Annotated in this window: 15 protein-coding genes; 8 read left to right on the top strand and 7 right to left on the bottom strand. The window is 63.2% G+C overall.

All coding sequences use genetic code 11. The features are described 5' to 3' along the window. Window positions 1–56 precede the first annotated feature (56 nt). Window positions 57–2,417 (bottom strand): DNA polymerase II, encoded by a 2,361-nt coding sequence (locus KY379_RS14040; protein WP_261240498.1) that lies wholly within the window; start codon window positions 2,415–2,417, stop codon window positions 57–59. A gap of 106 nt (window positions 2,418–2,523) precedes the next feature. After that, the gene (locus KY379_RS14035) at window positions 2,524–3,444 is read right to left on the bottom strand and encodes a LysR substrate-binding domain-containing protein (RefSeq protein ID WP_133326945.1); all 921 of its coding nucleotides are present in this window, start codon (window positions 3,442–3,444) and stop codon (window positions 2,524–2,526) included. A 160-nt stretch (window positions 3,445–3,604) separates the two neighbouring features. Between KY379_RS14035 and KY379_RS14030 the strand changes: the two genes are divergently transcribed. The 8 genes from KY379_RS14030 (at window position 3,605) to KY379_RS13995 (ending at window position 9,246) form a co-directional block, all read left to right on the top strand. Further along, window positions 3,605–4,381, top strand: a complete 777-nt coding sequence (locus KY379_RS14030) for a YqcI/YcgG family protein (protein WP_133326947.1) — start codon at window positions 3,605–3,607, stop codon at window positions 4,379–4,381. Window positions 4,382–4,383: 2 nt separating this feature from the next. Next, on the top strand, window positions 4,384–5,013 hold the full coding sequence (locus KY379_RS14025) for a LysE family translocator (RefSeq protein WP_133326949.1): 630 nt from the start codon (window positions 4,384–4,386) through the stop codon (window positions 5,011–5,013). 40 nt (window positions 5,014–5,053) lie between these two features. Next, window positions 5,054–6,148, top strand: coding sequence for a hypothetical protein (locus tag KY379_RS14020; protein WP_133326951.1), 1,095 nt, complete (start codon window positions 5,054–5,056; stop codon window positions 6,146–6,148). A gap of 173 nt (window positions 6,149–6,321) precedes the next feature. Beyond that, window positions 6,322–6,999, top strand: coding sequence for a sel1 repeat family protein (locus KY379_RS14015; RefSeq protein ID WP_133327216.1), 678 nt, complete (start codon window positions 6,322–6,324; stop codon window positions 6,997–6,999). 102 nt (window positions 7,000–7,101) lie between these two features. Beyond that, a complete protein-coding gene (locus KY379_RS14010; protein ID WP_133326953.1) occupies window positions 7,102–7,803 on the top strand; it encodes an AzlC family ABC transporter permease in 702 nt (233 codons plus the stop codon). Next, entirely contained in the window at window positions 7,800–8,114 is a 315-nt protein-coding gene (locus tag KY379_RS14005) for an AzlD domain-containing protein (protein ID WP_196172690.1), read from the top strand. The genes KY379_RS14010 and KY379_RS14005 overlap by 4 nt, the downstream gene beginning before the upstream one ends. Beyond that, window positions 8,111–8,944 carry an AraC family transcriptional regulator gene (locus tag KY379_RS14000; protein WP_133326957.1) on the top strand — a complete coding sequence of 278 codons (834 nt, stop codon included), beginning with the start codon at window positions 8,111–8,113 and terminating at the stop codon, window positions 8,942–8,944. The genes KY379_RS14005 and KY379_RS14000 overlap by 4 nt, the downstream gene beginning before the upstream one ends. 74 nt (window positions 8,945–9,018) lie before the next feature. Continuing rightward, window positions 9,019–9,246: a hypothetical protein gene (locus tag KY379_RS13995; protein ID WP_133326959.1), complete on the top strand. Its 228-nt coding sequence runs from the start codon at window positions 9,019–9,021 to the stop codon at window positions 9,244–9,246. A gap of 42 nt (window positions 9,247–9,288) precedes the next feature. Here the strand turns inward: KY379_RS13995 and KY379_RS13990 are convergent, their stop codons facing one another. The 5 genes from KY379_RS13990 to KY379_RS13970 all read right to left on the bottom strand — a co-directional run bounded on the left by KY379_RS13990 (window position 9,289) and on the right by KY379_RS13970 (window position 14,742). Then, window positions 9,289–9,777, bottom strand: coding sequence for a copper chaperone PCu(A)C (locus KY379_RS13990; RefSeq protein ID WP_261240497.1), 489 nt, complete (start codon window positions 9,775–9,777; stop codon window positions 9,289–9,291). After that, window positions 9,777–10,385 (bottom strand): SCO family protein, encoded by a 609-nt coding sequence (locus tag KY379_RS13985; RefSeq protein ID WP_133326963.1) that lies wholly within the window; start codon window positions 10,383–10,385, stop codon window positions 9,777–9,779. The genes KY379_RS13990 and KY379_RS13985 overlap by 1 nt, the downstream gene beginning before the upstream one ends. Window positions 10,386–10,617: 232 nt before the next feature. Further along, window positions 10,618–11,202 carry a Fe-S biogenesis protein NfuA gene (gene nfuA / locus KY379_RS13980; protein WP_133326965.1) on the bottom strand — a complete coding sequence of 195 codons (585 nt, stop codon included), beginning with the start codon at window positions 11,200–11,202 and terminating at the stop codon, window positions 10,618–10,620. Between the two features lie 57 nt (window positions 11,203–11,259). Next, window positions 11,260–12,294, bottom strand: a complete 1,035-nt coding sequence (locus KY379_RS13975) for an acyltransferase family protein (RefSeq protein WP_133326967.1) — start codon at window positions 12,292–12,294, stop codon at window positions 11,260–11,262. A 108-nt stretch (window positions 12,295–12,402) separates the two neighbouring features. Continuing rightward, window positions 12,403–14,742: a fatty acid cis/trans isomerase gene (locus KY379_RS13970; protein ID WP_409977273.1), complete on the bottom strand. Its 2,340-nt coding sequence runs from the start codon at window positions 14,740–14,742 to the stop codon at window positions 12,403–12,405. Window positions 14,743–14,773: the final 31 nt, after the last annotated feature.

Here is a 14,773-nt window from a genome sequence, read left to right as displayed (position 1 = left end):
AAAGCGCAGGCTAGACGGGCGACACGAAGGCCGGTGACAGAGTGATACCACCTGTTTCAGAACAACGCCAGTTGCTGGTCGATCAAGGCCGCGAAACTGTCGCCGATCATCGGCAGAATGGCATCGGCCACCGGTTGCAACTGGCGACTGAGGTAGTGTTGATAGTCGATGGGCGAGCGGCTGTTCTCCAGCGGTTCAGGCCCGGACACGGTGATCACGTAGCTGATCCAACCGCCATTCTGGTACTGCCGGGGCCGCCCCAGCTGCTGGTTGTAGTCATCGGCCAGACGCGCCGCACGCACATGCGGTGGCACGTTGCGCTGGTAGTCGGCCAGGGGCCGGCGCAAGCGCTTGCGGTAGACCAGCAGCTCATCCTGTTCACCGGCCAGAGTGCTACGGACGTATTCGCGCAGGTATTCCCGGTACGGCTGACCACGGAAGATCCGTCCGTAAAGCGCTTGCTGGAACTGTCGCGCCAGCGGCGACCAGTCGGTACGCACCGACTCGAGACCTTTGAATACCATGTCGTCGCTGCCGTCGGCGCGCTGTACCAGCCCGGCATAACGCTTCTTGCTGCCCTCGTCGGTGCCGCGGATGGTCGGCATCAGAAACCTTCGATAGTGGGTTTCGTACTGTAGCTCCAAGGCACTGGCCAGGCCCATCTCCTGCGCCAGATGCTCGCGCCACCACTGGTTGATCTCGGCTACCAACTGCCGACCGATGCTGGCGGCGCCCTCCTCGTCATGGGCCTGTTTCAACCAGACGAAGGTGGAGTCGGTGTCGCCGTAGATCACATCGAACCCGCGCGCCTCGACCAGCGCACGGGTCTGGCGCATGATCTGGTGGCCGCGCATGGTGATCGACGAAGCCAGGCGCGGGTCGAAGAAGCGACAACCACTGGAGCCGAGCACGCCGTAGAAAGCGTTCATGATGATCTTCAGCGCTTGCGACAATGGCGCGTTGCCGGCGCGCTTGGCCGCTTCGCGCCCCTGCCATACGTCCTCGACGATAGCCGGCAGGCAATGCTGACTGCGCGAGAAACGCCCCCCGCGAAAACCCTCCACCGAGTGATCGTCGTCCGGTTGACGCAGGCCCTCGATCAGGCCTACCGGGTCGATCAGGAAGGTGCGGATGATCGAGGGATACAGGCTCTTGTAGTCGAGCACCAGAACCGAGTCGTACAGCCCTGGCCGCGAGTCCATGACGAAGCCGCCGGGGCTGGCCTCCTCTGGCCGGCTGCCAAGATTGGGGGCGACGAAACCCAGACGGTGCATGTGCGGGATGTACAGATGGCAGAACGCGGCGACCGATCCACCGCTGCGGTCTGCCGCCAGACCAGTGACCGAAGCCCTTTCGAGCAGGAACTCGAGCAGACGAGTATGGGCGAAGATCCGCGTGACCAGTTCGCAGTCCTTGAGGTTGTAGCGGGCCAGGGCCGGCTTGTCCTCAGCGAACATGCGATTGATCTCGTCCATGCGCTGGTAAGGCGTATCGATGGCCTTGCCCTCGCCCAGCAACGTCTGCGCGACATTTTCCAGGCTGAACGAAGGGAAACTCCAGGTCGCCGAGCGCAGTGCCTCGATGCCATCGATGAGCAGGCGTCCGGGGGCATCGGCGAAGACGTGACCACGACTGGCGTGGCTGCGCAGGGTCATTGGAGCGCCCTTGCGTCCCAGCGCCAACGGTATGTCCAACTGACGGGCGTGCTCGTGGAGAATGCGCAGATCGAACTGGATCAGGTTCCAGCCGATGATCGCATCCGGGTCGTGGCGGGCCATCCATCGGTTCAGGCATTCGAGCAATGCGGCGCGGTCGGCACAGTAGTGCAGGTCGAAGTCCAGCTCGGTGGCCATGCCCTCGTCTGCCCCGAGCATGTACACCTGGCGTTGGCCGCAGCCCTCCAGGGCGATGCTGTAGAGCTCGCCGCGCTCGCTGGTCTCGATGTCCAACGAGACCAGCCGCAACGGCGGTCGATAGCCTGGCGAAGGCTTGAGCTGAGCGTCGCACAGCACGCCCTCGCCGTCTTCCCGCCCGGTGAAACGCACCGGGGCAGTGATGAAGCGCTCCATCAAATAGCGCTCCGGTGGGCGGATATCGGCTTCGAACACCTCGATGCCAGCGCTGCGCAAGCGCTGCTCCAGCTGCAGCAACTGGCGGTGCTGGCGGCAATACAGGCCCAGTACCGGACGCTGGTCGAAATCGCGCAGCTGCAACGGCTTGAGCGCTACGCCGGGCTCATCGTTCAACACCGCCCGAGCATGTGCGGCCTGGGCCTGCGGCAGGAAGGCCACCGACTCCTGGGGAGCCAGGCGCAGCAAACGCGGGCCCTGGTCGGTGGCGAGCCAGAATTCCACACAGGTACCCTGGGGCGTATCGTGCCAATGCCGGGTCAGGACGAAGCCCTGCTGCAACTCCACTGCGGTATTCCTCGAAACGCCCTGGGGCAAAAGCTGGATTCTACCTCAGCCGGGCAGTGCCGGTTCAGCTGCGCGAGCGGCACCAGGCAACGGCCCTACCCTGGTCTCAGTCGTACAGGTAGTGGATGTCCTTGTGCGCCAACGGCGGCACCTGGCTGAGCAGATACTCACGCAGCTTGAGCATCTGTCGCGCTTTGGGGCTGGACTTGAGCCAGGCCATGTAATAGCCGTCGCCCGTTGCAACCGCATGCTTGAACGGCGTGGCCAGGCGGCCGGCCGCCAGGTCGGCACTGACCAGCGTCAGGTCGACCACCGAGATGCCCAGGCCCTGCTGCGCCGCGGAAATGCCTTGGTCGAGGGTGTCGAACACCTGCCCCTTGTCGATGCTGATGTCCAATGCATCCATACGCGCCAGCCAGCGCCGCCAATCACGCCTGTCCGGCGAGGGGTGAAGGAATTCGCATTGGCGCAGGTCGGCCAGCTCCGGCTGGGCCTGGGTCATGTAGTCGGGTTGGCAGACCGGGATCAGCCACTCGTCGAACAGCTTGAAGCTCTCGACGTCGGCGGCAAACCGCCCATTGCCCAGCAAGATCGCACAGTCGTACGGTTCGGAGTAGAAGTCCACCGTGTCGATATCCATCCACACGCTGGACAACTGCACACTGCAGTTGTCGTCGATCCTCTTGAAACCGTCCAGCGCCCGTAGCAACCAGCGCACGGTCAAGGTCGAGGGCGCTTTCAGGCGCAGTCCGTAGCGGTCCTGGCGCAGCAGTGCGCAGGCATTCTCGATGATCTTGAAGCCGACCTTGAGCTCCTGGGCCAGCAGTCGCCCGTGCTCGGTCAGCCGCAGCTTGGGGCCACGACGCTCGAACAGGTCACAACCGAACATCGATTCGAGGGTCTTGATGTGGTGACTGACGGCGCCCTGGGTCAGGGCCAGTTCTTCAGCCGCGCGCGTGAACGAACCGTAGCGCGAGGCCACCTCGAAGGCCCGAAGGGCATGCAAAGCCTGAATCCGTTCCGACATGAAGCCCTCGCAGCATGAGTAAGACTAATAGTAGGTCATAGTTCCACGCGTTTTACAAGCTGACAGGCGTTCCAGAAAATGCAGGTAAAAAACCAAGATAATTAACCATCTTGCCTGCATATGACTGGATCACCCACTTAACAAAACGCCTGGGGAAATCATGTTTACGGGTTATGGAAATTGCTATCGCCTGGACGCGCTAGAGCTCAACTCTGAACATGTCCGGCACTGCCAACACTGGACCTACCAGACCATACAACATTTTCGCGGGGTGCTTGCCAATCCCGACTTTCCGTGCCTTTTCGGGCGCAAGGCCGTGGCTGGAGAAAGCTGCCATATTCTTTTCGCCCGCGCCGAGCATCTGGCCGACGATATCGCCCGCGGCCTGTCCGACTACGTCGCTACCATCAAGCCGATCCCGCTCAAGCAGCGCATCGGCAGCCCGCTGGTGGTGTTTCTCGAAACCCCTGGCGACAGCACCTTGGCACAGCAGCAGGCACTGGCCTGGAAGGTCCTGGAGGGCGTGCACGCGCGCGACCCGCAGCCCTGGCCACAAGCCATGCCCACCGACCCACAAGACAGCGACTGGTCGTTCTGCTATGCCGGGATGCCCCTGTTTATCAACATGAACTTTCCAGGCCACCAGCAGATGAAAAGCCGCAACCTGGGGCCGCACATCACCTTCGTCATCAACCCACGGGAAAACTTCGACGAAGTCGCCAATGCCGCGACCGAGAGCGGCAGGCGTATCCGTGCGCGGATCCGCGACCGGGTCCGCCACTATAACGACGGCGTGGTGCCCGACACCCTGGGCGCCTTCGGCGACCGGGACAACTACGAGTGGAAGCAGTACCAGCTGCAGGAACAGGGTTCGCTCAACCCTTCGCGCTGCCCCTTCCACGCCCATGCGACAACCGATACCGTGATCGAGAACTGACCGTGAATACCGCACTGACCGCTACCTACGCCCTGACCGTCCTGCTGCTGATCGCCACGCCCGGCCCGGTCGTGGCACTGATCGTCAACACGGCCGCCGCCTCTGGCTCGCGCAAGGCCATTTTCACCGCCGTCGGCACCAATTGGGCCTCCCTGGTGCTGATCGGCGCCGCAGCGTGGATCATCATGACCAGCGCCGCCATCGACAGGACCTGGCTCAGCGGCATGAGCCTGCTGGGCTGCCTGTTCATCGGCTACATCGCCATCGGCACCCTGAAAGACGCACTTCAGGCACCGTCCCCCGAAGCGTCGGGCGAGGTCGCCCGCGCGGTGCGCGGCGGCGGCTTGTGGCAAGGCTTCATGGTGGGCATCTCCAACCCCAAGGACATCATTTTCTTCATCGCCTTCTTCCCGCAGTTCATCCAGATCACCGAGTCGTTCGGCAAGAGCATGGTGGTCCTATCGCTGCTGTGGGTCGCCATCGACTTTGCAGTGCTCAGTCTCTACATCTTCGCCATCGGCAAGATCGCCTCGCAGCGCAGCAGCCGTCTCATCTCGCTGGCCTCGGGGGTCGCGCTGTTGCTGATCGCCGCAGGCGGGCTGGCCTACAACATCAAGGAGTTGGCGGGCTGACGGTCTTGCGCCGACACCACGCCCGCCATCACGGAGTCTCATGCGACCGACCGACACCACCCGCTCGTTACCGGAGAACCCGTCGCCTCTGCAACAGGATTACCAGCATTTTCTGTTGCTCGGTCGACGCCGGCTCCCCCATACCTTGCATATGCACGAAAGCGGATACCGCTCCGGCACCATCAACACCGACGCCCTCGGCCTGCGCTACAGCCACTGCGCGGGCAAGCGCTTCTCCGCCGCTGAACGGGGTGGCGCGCCGCGGGTCAACTTGCTGGTCGGTGGCTCTACGGCCTTGGGCATCGGTGCCAGCGGCGACGAGCACACGGTAGCCTCGCACCTGTCGATGCTGACCGGCGAGGTGTGGCTGAGCCTGGCCGGCTGCGGGCTCAACGCGAGCCAGGAACTGCTGCTGTTCCTCAGTCACCAGCATCGCTTCGGCAAGGTCGGCCACGTGGTCGTGCTCAGCGGCCTGAACAGCCTCGCCCACGAGGCCTTGGGCGAAGTGCTGGGAGCTGCCAACCAACCGCTGCAGGCGGCGGCCTATCAGGACTTTCTCAACAGCTTCAATGAAGGCGTCACAGGCACCGACGGGCAACCACGCAAACCGCTCTGGCGCCGCTTGCTGCAGACCCTGGCACCGCGTCCAGCACCCACCGCGGTACCGTGGTCGCTGTCAGCGCCGAGCAAGCGCCTGAATCGCGCCGCCGACAGTATCGGCCGCACGCTCCTGCAATGGGACCGATTGCTGGCAGGTAGCCACACCAGCCTGACCTTCATCCTGCAACCGTTGCTACCCTGGTGCCGCGATACGCTGCCTGCCGGCGAACAGGCGGCCCTCGAGGCGCTGGAGCGAGAGCCGGCCAATTTCGACCGGCTGCTCGACGGCGTCTTCGACAGCCACTTGCATACCGCCTTCTTCCGCCGCATCAAGCAGCAGGCCGACCCTGTGCCGTGCTACGACATGAACAGCATGCTCAGCAGCTCTCCGGTCTTCGGTGCCGATTTGTTCGTCGACCGCCTGCATTTGAACGATTTGGGCAACAATGCGCTGGCCAAGGTGATCACCGCCAAACTCGGTCTGGCCCAGGAAAAGCACGCCCAGCGCAAGGTGACGCCGATCAAGCTCGTCTGACAATGTCGCATAAGCCTTTCAGCGCACCCCCGCCCATGGCTAGAATACGCCGTCGTCTTGTTTCGCCTGAGGCCAACGGGTATCTGCATGAACATCGAAGTCGTCCATCCGCAGCTGACTGCCTGCCTCGCCCCTGGGCTGAACGAGGTCTGCCTGTGAGCCGCGTCCACCTGATGGGCTCGTTGCTCCTGGCCCTGGCTCCTTGCAGCGCCAGCGCGCTGGAAGTGCATATCGACCCCCATGCCGACCTGCTGTACCGCCAGGCCCTGCCGTTGCTCGAGCAGGCCGATGCCCAGGACGACACACCGAGCACTCTGCGTACCGCTATTGGCACCGACCCCGAACTCACCCGCCAGGGCCAGGCCATGGCGCGTACCCTGCCCACCGCGGTGGCGCTGCTGAAGAAATCCGTGGCACTGGGCCACCCGGTAGCGCAGTATCGTCTGGCGTTGTACTACATGACCTACCTGCCGGCCGCCCAGATCCCCGATGCCGCCTGCCCGCTGCTGGAGTCGAGCCTCAAGCAAGGCTTCGCGCCGCCGGCTACGGCGATCGCCACCTGGTGCCCCCCCTACAATGCCAGCCCGGCTTACCGCAGCGACCTCGAAGCAATCCCCAGCATGGCGACCCTGTATGCGCCTTATTATCCGCAACCCGCCGCACGCCTGGCCTGCAGCCGCAGCCAACCGCAAGGGCTGGAGATGCAATGGGGGCGCCAGCGCGATTACCAGGCCGAGGTCTACCGCCTGCTCGGCGACCTCGACCCGTCGCAGCGCCAGGCCCTGCTGCAGAAAGCCGTGGACATCAACGGCTGCGCCGCCGCCCAGCAACGGCTGACCAGCCATCGCTGAGCCTGCCTGGGCGCTGATGCGCTGAGCAAGATCGTTCAAGCCACCCGATGGCCGCTCTGGCATGCTGGCAGTCCGACCCATCCATGCTTTGACCTCGCCACCATGTCCAGCCCATCGTCCATTGCTCGTCACGCCTTCTTGCGGGGTGCCATTGCCATCTTGCCACTCTCGCTCGCCGTTGCGCCCTGGGGCCTTCTGGCAGGCTCCATGGCGATCGAGGCCAACCTCAGCGCCTGGGAAGGCCAAGGGCTCTCGGCCATCGTCTTCGCCGGGGCGGCGCAACTGGTGGCCATCGGCATGCTCAAGGGCGGCGCCAACCTGGTATCGATCCTGCTGACGACCCTGCTGCTGACGTCCCAGCACCTGCTCTATGGCCTGTCCATGCGCCCTCTGCTGTCCAGCCAACCCCTGCGCTGGCGGTTGGGATTGGGTTTCTTGTTGACCGATGAGTTCTTCGCCCTGACCAGTCAGCACGATCAGCAGCAATTCAATCGCTGGTACGCGCTCGGTGTTGGCTTGACCTTCTACGTCGCCTGGAACCTGTTCACCTTCGCCGGCATCATGCTCGGCAAAGCCATTCCACACTTGGACCAACTGGGGTTGGATTTTTCCATCGTCGCCACCTTCGTAGCGCTGATCGCGCCGCTAGTGCGTAACCTGGCCACCTTGGTGTGCGTGGCCGTGTCGTTGTTCTGCTCGGTGCTGTTCAGTCACTGGCACTGGGACACCGCCCTGGTCAGCGCCGGCTTGCTGGGCATGGCCGCGGGCTTCGTCTGTCAGAAATTCTCGGGGGCCCGCCAATGATCTGGTTGCTGATCTTCACCATGGGCGCGGTGGTGTTCCTCAACCGCTATGCCTTCCTGGAGCCGCGCCTACCACTGCGCCTGAGCTCCAATGCACGACAGTTCCTGGGTTTTGCCGTGCCCGGTATGCTCACCGCCATTTGTGGCCCGATCATCTTCCTGCCCGACCATCAGCTGAATCTGAGTCCGCTCAACCCCTATCTGCTGGGGGCGGTCGCCGCCGTGGTGCTGGTGCTGTTGACCCGCCGCGTGTTGCTGAGCATGCTGGTGAGCATGTTGATTTTCTTCCTGCTGCGTAGCTGGCTGACATGACCCGCCCCCTGCGCGAACAAACCCACCTCTGGCAGGCGCCCGCCCTCGGCGATGTCGAGATGCTGCATGCCCGCTACTACCAGCAACGCTTCGCCCCCCATGTGCACGAAGGCTATGTGTTCACCGTGATCGAGTCCGGCGCCCAACGCTTCTGGCACCGCGGCAGCGAGCACCTGGCGCCGCAAGGCAGCATGGTGCTGATCAATCCCGATGAGCTACACACCGGGGCCACGGCCGACGAAGCCGGCTGGCGCTACCGTGGCTTCTATCCCGAGCAGGCCAGGGTCAGCGGGGTGCTGGATGAGCTGGAGCTGGGTCGTCGTGACATACCCCACTTCAAGGCCAGCGTGATCCACGATCCGGCCTTGGCCGGCGCCTTCAGCCATTTGCACAGGTTGTCGGAATCTGCAGCCAGCGCTCTGGAACAACAGACCGCGTGGCGCCACGCAGTGCTGGCGCTGGTCCAGCGCCATGGGCACTGCGCCGAGCCGGCCGCGGCGGGCAACGAACCCTTGGCCGTGGCCCGCGCCCGCGAATTGCTGGAAAGCCGCCTTGCCGACCCACCTTCGCTGGAGGCGCTGGCAGCAGCGGTCAACCTGTCCCCCTTCCACTTTGCCCGGGTGTTTCGCCAGGCCACTGGCTTGCCGCCCCATGCCTGGTTGAAGCAGCGGCGCCTGGCGCGGGCGAGGGAGTTCCTGCGCAGTGGCCTGGCTGCCAGCGATGTTGCCTTCACCCTGGGTTTCGCCGACCAGAGCCACCTGAACCGCCAGTTCAAGCAGGCCTTCGGAGTCACCCCAGGGGCTTACCGAAACGCCTGTCTGCAGGGCTAGGCCAAGCGACGGTATGCCGCAGGCGTAGCCACACAGCACTGCTACACTGAGATGGCTGAACGGAGGTTCCTGCCATGTCCGAACGAGAAATCACCACCCTCCTGACGCTGATGACCCAGCGCCAGGCCTGCCTGAGCAGTGCCTGCAAGGAGATCGCCGACTGGATCGACCGGCAGGGCGACGTGCCTGCAGCCGGTAAGATCCGTGCCAGCCTCAAGGCTATCGAGGCCGACGAAGCCCAGGTCCGCAGGACGCTGACGTCGCTGAACCTGGATCGGCCGCTGCCGCGCTTTCGCAGCTGAGCCGTGAAACGAACGGGGCCGCATTGCGCGGCCCCTCGTGCATCAGTGGTTCATGTGCATGTGGTCGTGACCACCGCCGGCTTCGGTGTTGAGCGGGCGCACCTCGGCTTGCACGTCCAGGGTTTGCTTGCTCCCCTCGGCATCCTCGATGGTCAGGGTCAGCGGCACCTTGTCGCCTTCCTTGACCTGCTGGTTCAGGCCCATGAGCATCACATGCAGACCGCTGGGGTCGAAGTTCACCGCTTTGCCAGCGGGCAACTCGACCGCTTTGACCTCACGCATGCCCATGACGTCGCCGTTCATGGTCATCTCGTGCACCTGCACGGTCTTGGCAACGGGTGAGGCGACGCTCACCAGCTTGCTGTCGCTGCTGGCGGTGAGGGTCATGAACGCACCGGTGGAAGGCTGATGCGGCACGGTGGCACGCACCCAGGCTTCGCTCACGGTGGTCTGGGCCAAGGCTGGCAAAGCCATGCCCAGCAAGGCAATGGCGGCCAGGCCGCGTTTGATCGGTTGCAGTGAAACAGCCATTAGCAAATCTCCATCAGGGTGACCAGGTCTTCGGCGCATTCCTTGGCGTTCAGGGAATGACCCAGGCTCAGGCGCAGCGTGCCACGGGTGTCGTAGACGTAGCTGGTGGAAGAGTGAGAGATGGTGTAGGTGTCGCCGGCCGGGACCTTTTCGTAGAACACCTTGAATTCCTTGGCCACCTCGGCGATTTCCTCCGGGGTGCCGGTCAGGGCGGTGAACGACGGGTCGAAGGCCTTGAGGTAAGCGTCGAGCACTTCAGGGGTGTCGCGCTCCGGATCCAGGGTGATGAACACCACCTGGAACAGCTCGCGGTCTCGCCCCCTGAGCAGATTCTTGATTTGCACCGCACGCGCCAAGGTGGTCGGGCAGACCGCCGGGCACTGGGTGAAACCGAAGAAGATCATCGGCATGGAGCCGTAGAAACTCGACAGGGTACGCTCGTTGCCCTGGGTATCCTTGAGGCGGAACTTGCGCCCGAGGATTTCGTTGCTCATGTTCTTGCCGTACTTGAACTCGAGCCCACGCGCCGGACTGCAGCCCGCCAACAAGCCAAGTCCGAGAACGCCCATCCCGGCCACAACGGCGCGCCGGGTCAACAGATCATTCATGGAACCATCCTTTACAGGGAAGGTGCCGACCCTCGGGACGGGTCGGCCGAAAAACCGGGGCATTCTGGCATGACACCCCCAGGGCAGCTACCCAACCTTGGGGCGGATGGCCTGCAGCCCTTTGTTTACGGGCTGCGGCCTGTTGTCGCAGGGCTTGAATCCGTAACACTTTGTTGCTAGAGCGAAGAGAATCAGCGCCGCTTCCAGCCATCGAATGCAACGCTTCGCCTGATCAGTAGTAAGCGTTCTCTTTCTGCGAGTGGTCGGTCACGTCACGCACACCCTTGAGTTCGGGAATACGCTCGAGCAGGGTGCGCTCGATGCCGTCCTTGAGGGTCACATCGGCCTGGCCACAACCCTGGCAACCACCGCCGAACTGCAGCACGGCAATGCCGTCGTCGACCACATCGACCAGGCTCACCTGACCGCCGTGGCTGGCCAGCCCCGGGTTGATCTCGGTCTGCAGGTAGTAGTTGATGCGCTCGTTGATCGGGCTGTCCTCGTTGACCATCGGCACCTTGGCATTGGGCGCCTTGATGGTCAGCTGGCCGCCCATGCGATCGGTGGCGTAGTCGACCAGGGCATCCTCGAGAAACGGCTCGCTGACGGCGTCGATGTAGGCGGTGAAGCTTTTCAGGCCCACGGCGATGTCGTCGGGCTTTTCTTCACCCGGTTTGCAGTAGGCGATGCAGGTTTCGGCGTACTGAGTACCCGGCTGGGTGATGAAGACACGGATGCCGATGCCAGGCGTGTTCTGCTTGGAGAGCAGATCGGCCAGGTAGTCATGGGCGGCGTCGGTAATGGTTATAGCGCTCATGTAGGTTCCTCACAGACTTGCGGCAAGTGTACGCCAACCCGGCCCTCGAACAAAGTCCTAGTATTTGACTCGGGAAAGCGCATAACCCGTCTCGGTCTCCCTCGGCTGCGCCAGCCATGCCTGCATCCGGTGGTACAAGCCACGTTCGAGCCATTGGTAACTGAACCAGGACATTAGTCCAATGGACGGCACGCACAAGGCGAAGGTCAGGTACGGATTCAGGCCCAGGCGCTGGCTGGCGAACCAGCCGGCATACAGCACCAGCACGTGGATCAGGTACACCGAATACGAACAATCGCCTAGTGTCTTGAGCAGCCGATTGCCACGCAACCAGGGTTCCAGCGACACGAACGCCAGGACGATCAAGGCACTGGGTATACCCCAATGCAGCAGGCGCTGCGAGGCATCCAGGTGATAGATGGCAAAGCCTGCGGCCAGCAGCACCATCAGGGGCAGGACCCGCCCTTCACGCACCAGGCCACGCCGGTACAACACGCCCAGGCCGATGCCGAGCAGGAATTCGTAGATGATGCCGTTGTGGTAGAAGCGGCTCAGCACGCCCATGCGTCCGAGCACTTCGCTGGTCACCAGCAACGCCACGGTGACCAGCAACAGCTGATGGCGGCGGCGCACGAGCAATGCCAGGCCGAACAACAGATAGAAGAACATTTCGAAATTCAGCGTCCAGCCGACATTAAGGGTGGGATACAACCCATAGCCGCCGGGGTTTTCCGCCGGAATGAACAACAGCGACAGCAGCAGGTGCTGGCCGTCGTACACCTGATGCGGCATCCAACGGCTGAACGCCAGAATCAGTGCCGCCATGATCAGGGTATAGAACCAGTACGCGGGGACGATCCGCAGGGCGCGATTGAGCAGGAACTGGCGTGGCTCGATGACCTTGTCTCGCGTCGAGAGGTAGATCACCAGGCCACTGATGACGAAGAAGATATCGACGCCCACCGCCCCTCGATCACTGAACAGTTGGCCAATGGGGCCGGTGGCATGGAAGTCGAAGAAGATCTGCATGAAGTGGTGACAGACCACCACCCAGGCGGCGAACGCCCGCAGCGCTTGGAGCGAATACAGCATGGAATACCCTGCGATTGCCGGTGCATTGAGGCCCCAGGGCGATATCGCCGCCCTGGGACCACCTACCGTTTCCGACCGCAGTGCTGGTGGAAAGATCAGCCGAACCGATCAGAGGTTTTCGTAGCGGTTCATGTCCAGTACACCAGCTTCTACCGGTTGGGTCTCCTTGATGTAGGTGTTCAGGTCGTGGAAGTAGTGCCAGAACTGCGGATGGCTGCGGCGGATCCCCCAGCGCATGACGATGCGCTCGAAGCGCTCGGCATCGTCGCCGGCGTACTCCAGGTCCTCGACGAACTCCGGCACATCGGCGGCGGGCACATTGAAGATGAAGTTCGGATAGCTGGTGAGCACGCCTGGGTACAAGGTCAGGGTATCGAGCCCCGGCTGGTAACGACGTGCTTCACCCAGAAGGAAAGCCACGTTGCTATGGGCGCGGTTGCGCAGCAGGCTGTAGATCTGGCGCTCGCCACCCTGCCCTTCGATACGCAACAAGGTCGCCTCGGGCAACTGGTCGATCACCTTCAGCCCAGCCGCCGGACGCGACACCAGACGACTCAACGACTGTTCGGCATCGCGGAACTCCTCGCTTACTTCCGGCCGCGAGCAGTAGGCGCCCGTGCAGCGATTGATCGGGTCAGGTGAGGCGTTGATGCTCTTGGTCCGTTGCAGCAGTTTCAGACCGAAATCGCGCTTGGGGTCGTGCTTGTCCAGTTTCAGGCCGCTTGGCGTGTCGTCGTCGATGTCCTCGTAGTCGAGCCACATCTTCACCTTGCCACCGTTCTGGTACCAGTCGCTGAGGATCGCTCCGCGCTTGTCCGCCGGCATCAGGCGCAGGAAGTTGATCTCGGCGCCGTTGCGGATCAGGTCGAAGTACAGGCGCGTCTGCAACTGGTGCGAAACGTTGCCAAACACGTCGAAGTTGACCGCCAATTGATAGTAGGTGCGCTCGAGCAGCGGGTAATCGAACAGCCACATGGTTAACGGCACATCGCCAATCAGCCCCTTGCTTACCGTGGCGCTGTCGAAGTGGCGGAAGATGGTCAGCAGCGCGTTGTCGTTGCCGGCCCAAAGTGTCGACCAGGTCGGCACTGGCATCTCGGCATAGGCCGCACGACGCAGTTTTTCATACTCATTGCGCTTGTCGCGGTAGGCATGCCACAGGGTCAGCACACTGCCGACATCATCGATCTGGCCGGGCATGGCCAGCAACGGCGTGGCCTCGCCCCGGTACTTGGCATCGGTGACGTAGCGGTCGAAGGCCGGTTCCTGGAACAGCGCCCAGAAGTTGTCGCGGATCACGTCGGTGGCGATCTGCCCACGGCACACCGGGCCGCGGATGAACGTGCGCACGAAGTACTCGGCGTTATCCAGCATGAACTGGTAGCGCGCCACTGCTGGAATCGCCTCGAACGTCTCGAACGGATTGGCCCGGTGCCGCGGCCCATAGCCTGGTAGCGATGTGGCGTGCCAGTCGCCGGCGTAGAACAGTTGCTTGACCCGCTTGAGCTTCTGCGGCCCCATCGGATAGGTGATGTGAGTCTTGTGTACGATGACCCCCTGCACCGGAATCAGACGGTAATAGAAGTCGGTGCCAGGCGGATCGTTGGGCCGGCGCGTGGCGATGATGTCGACCGGCTTGCCGCTCGGCGTGCGCGACCGTACCCACTGGAAGAAGTGGCCCTGTTCGCCGCCGACGAAATAGATGTGCGCCAGGAACATGTGTTCGTACAGCCAGCGCCCCACCAGTGCTTCGGTCGAGCCCGGGCGGTTGAGCAGCTCCTCCCACTCGCCGATCTGCCTTGCCTCTGCCGCGCTCGGCTGGATCGGCTGGTATTCGACCGGCGCGCCTGCCGCCAGCCAGCGTTGCATGGTCTGGTATTGCTTGTCGGTGAGGCCTGTGACCGCCAGCGGCATGCCTTCTTTGGGGTGCGCGCCAGCGTAGGCGTCGAACTCCTGGGGCATCGGGCACATGTTGTTGCGTTCCAGGCCCAGGACGATCTCGTCGGGCAGCTTGGCATTGGGGGTGATCGGTGTCTTGTGCCCCAGTTCGAGCATGCGCGCCATCAACGCCGCCTGGCTGCCCTGGTTGTCGAGCACCGAATAGAAGCCCTTGGCCCGCCATTGCTCTTCGGTCTGGGCGTCGTAGAACAGGCGCGTGGTGGGCACCGCCTTGCTCCGCTCGCCCTGATAGACCGGGACCTTGCTGGCGCCGCGCACCGCCCCTTCGGGGCTCTCCAGCTTGAGCTGGCAGGCAGCGTCATTGCAGGCATGGCAGGCGACGCATTTCTCGGTGAAGATCGGTTGGATGTCGCGGGTATAGGAAATTGCCGGGCTCGACTGGGGGGATTGCGCGCCAGCCATGCCGCTCATGAGCAGCGCGCATGCGCCTGCCCAGGCAAGAAAACAACGATGCAACATGTGCCGAAAGTCCTGGTTCTTGAATGCCATCACGGTGTGCCTGGTCGTCCCTGAGTGCGTG

It is taken from the genome of Pseudomonas sp. HD6422 (assembly GCF_025377065.1).
GTDB lineage: Bacteria > Pseudomonadota > Gammaproteobacteria > Pseudomonadales > Pseudomonadaceae > Aquipseudomonas > Aquipseudomonas putida_U.
The sequence above is the reverse complement of the archived record's forward strand: the minus strand, read 5'-3'. Positions and strand labels throughout refer to the sequence as shown.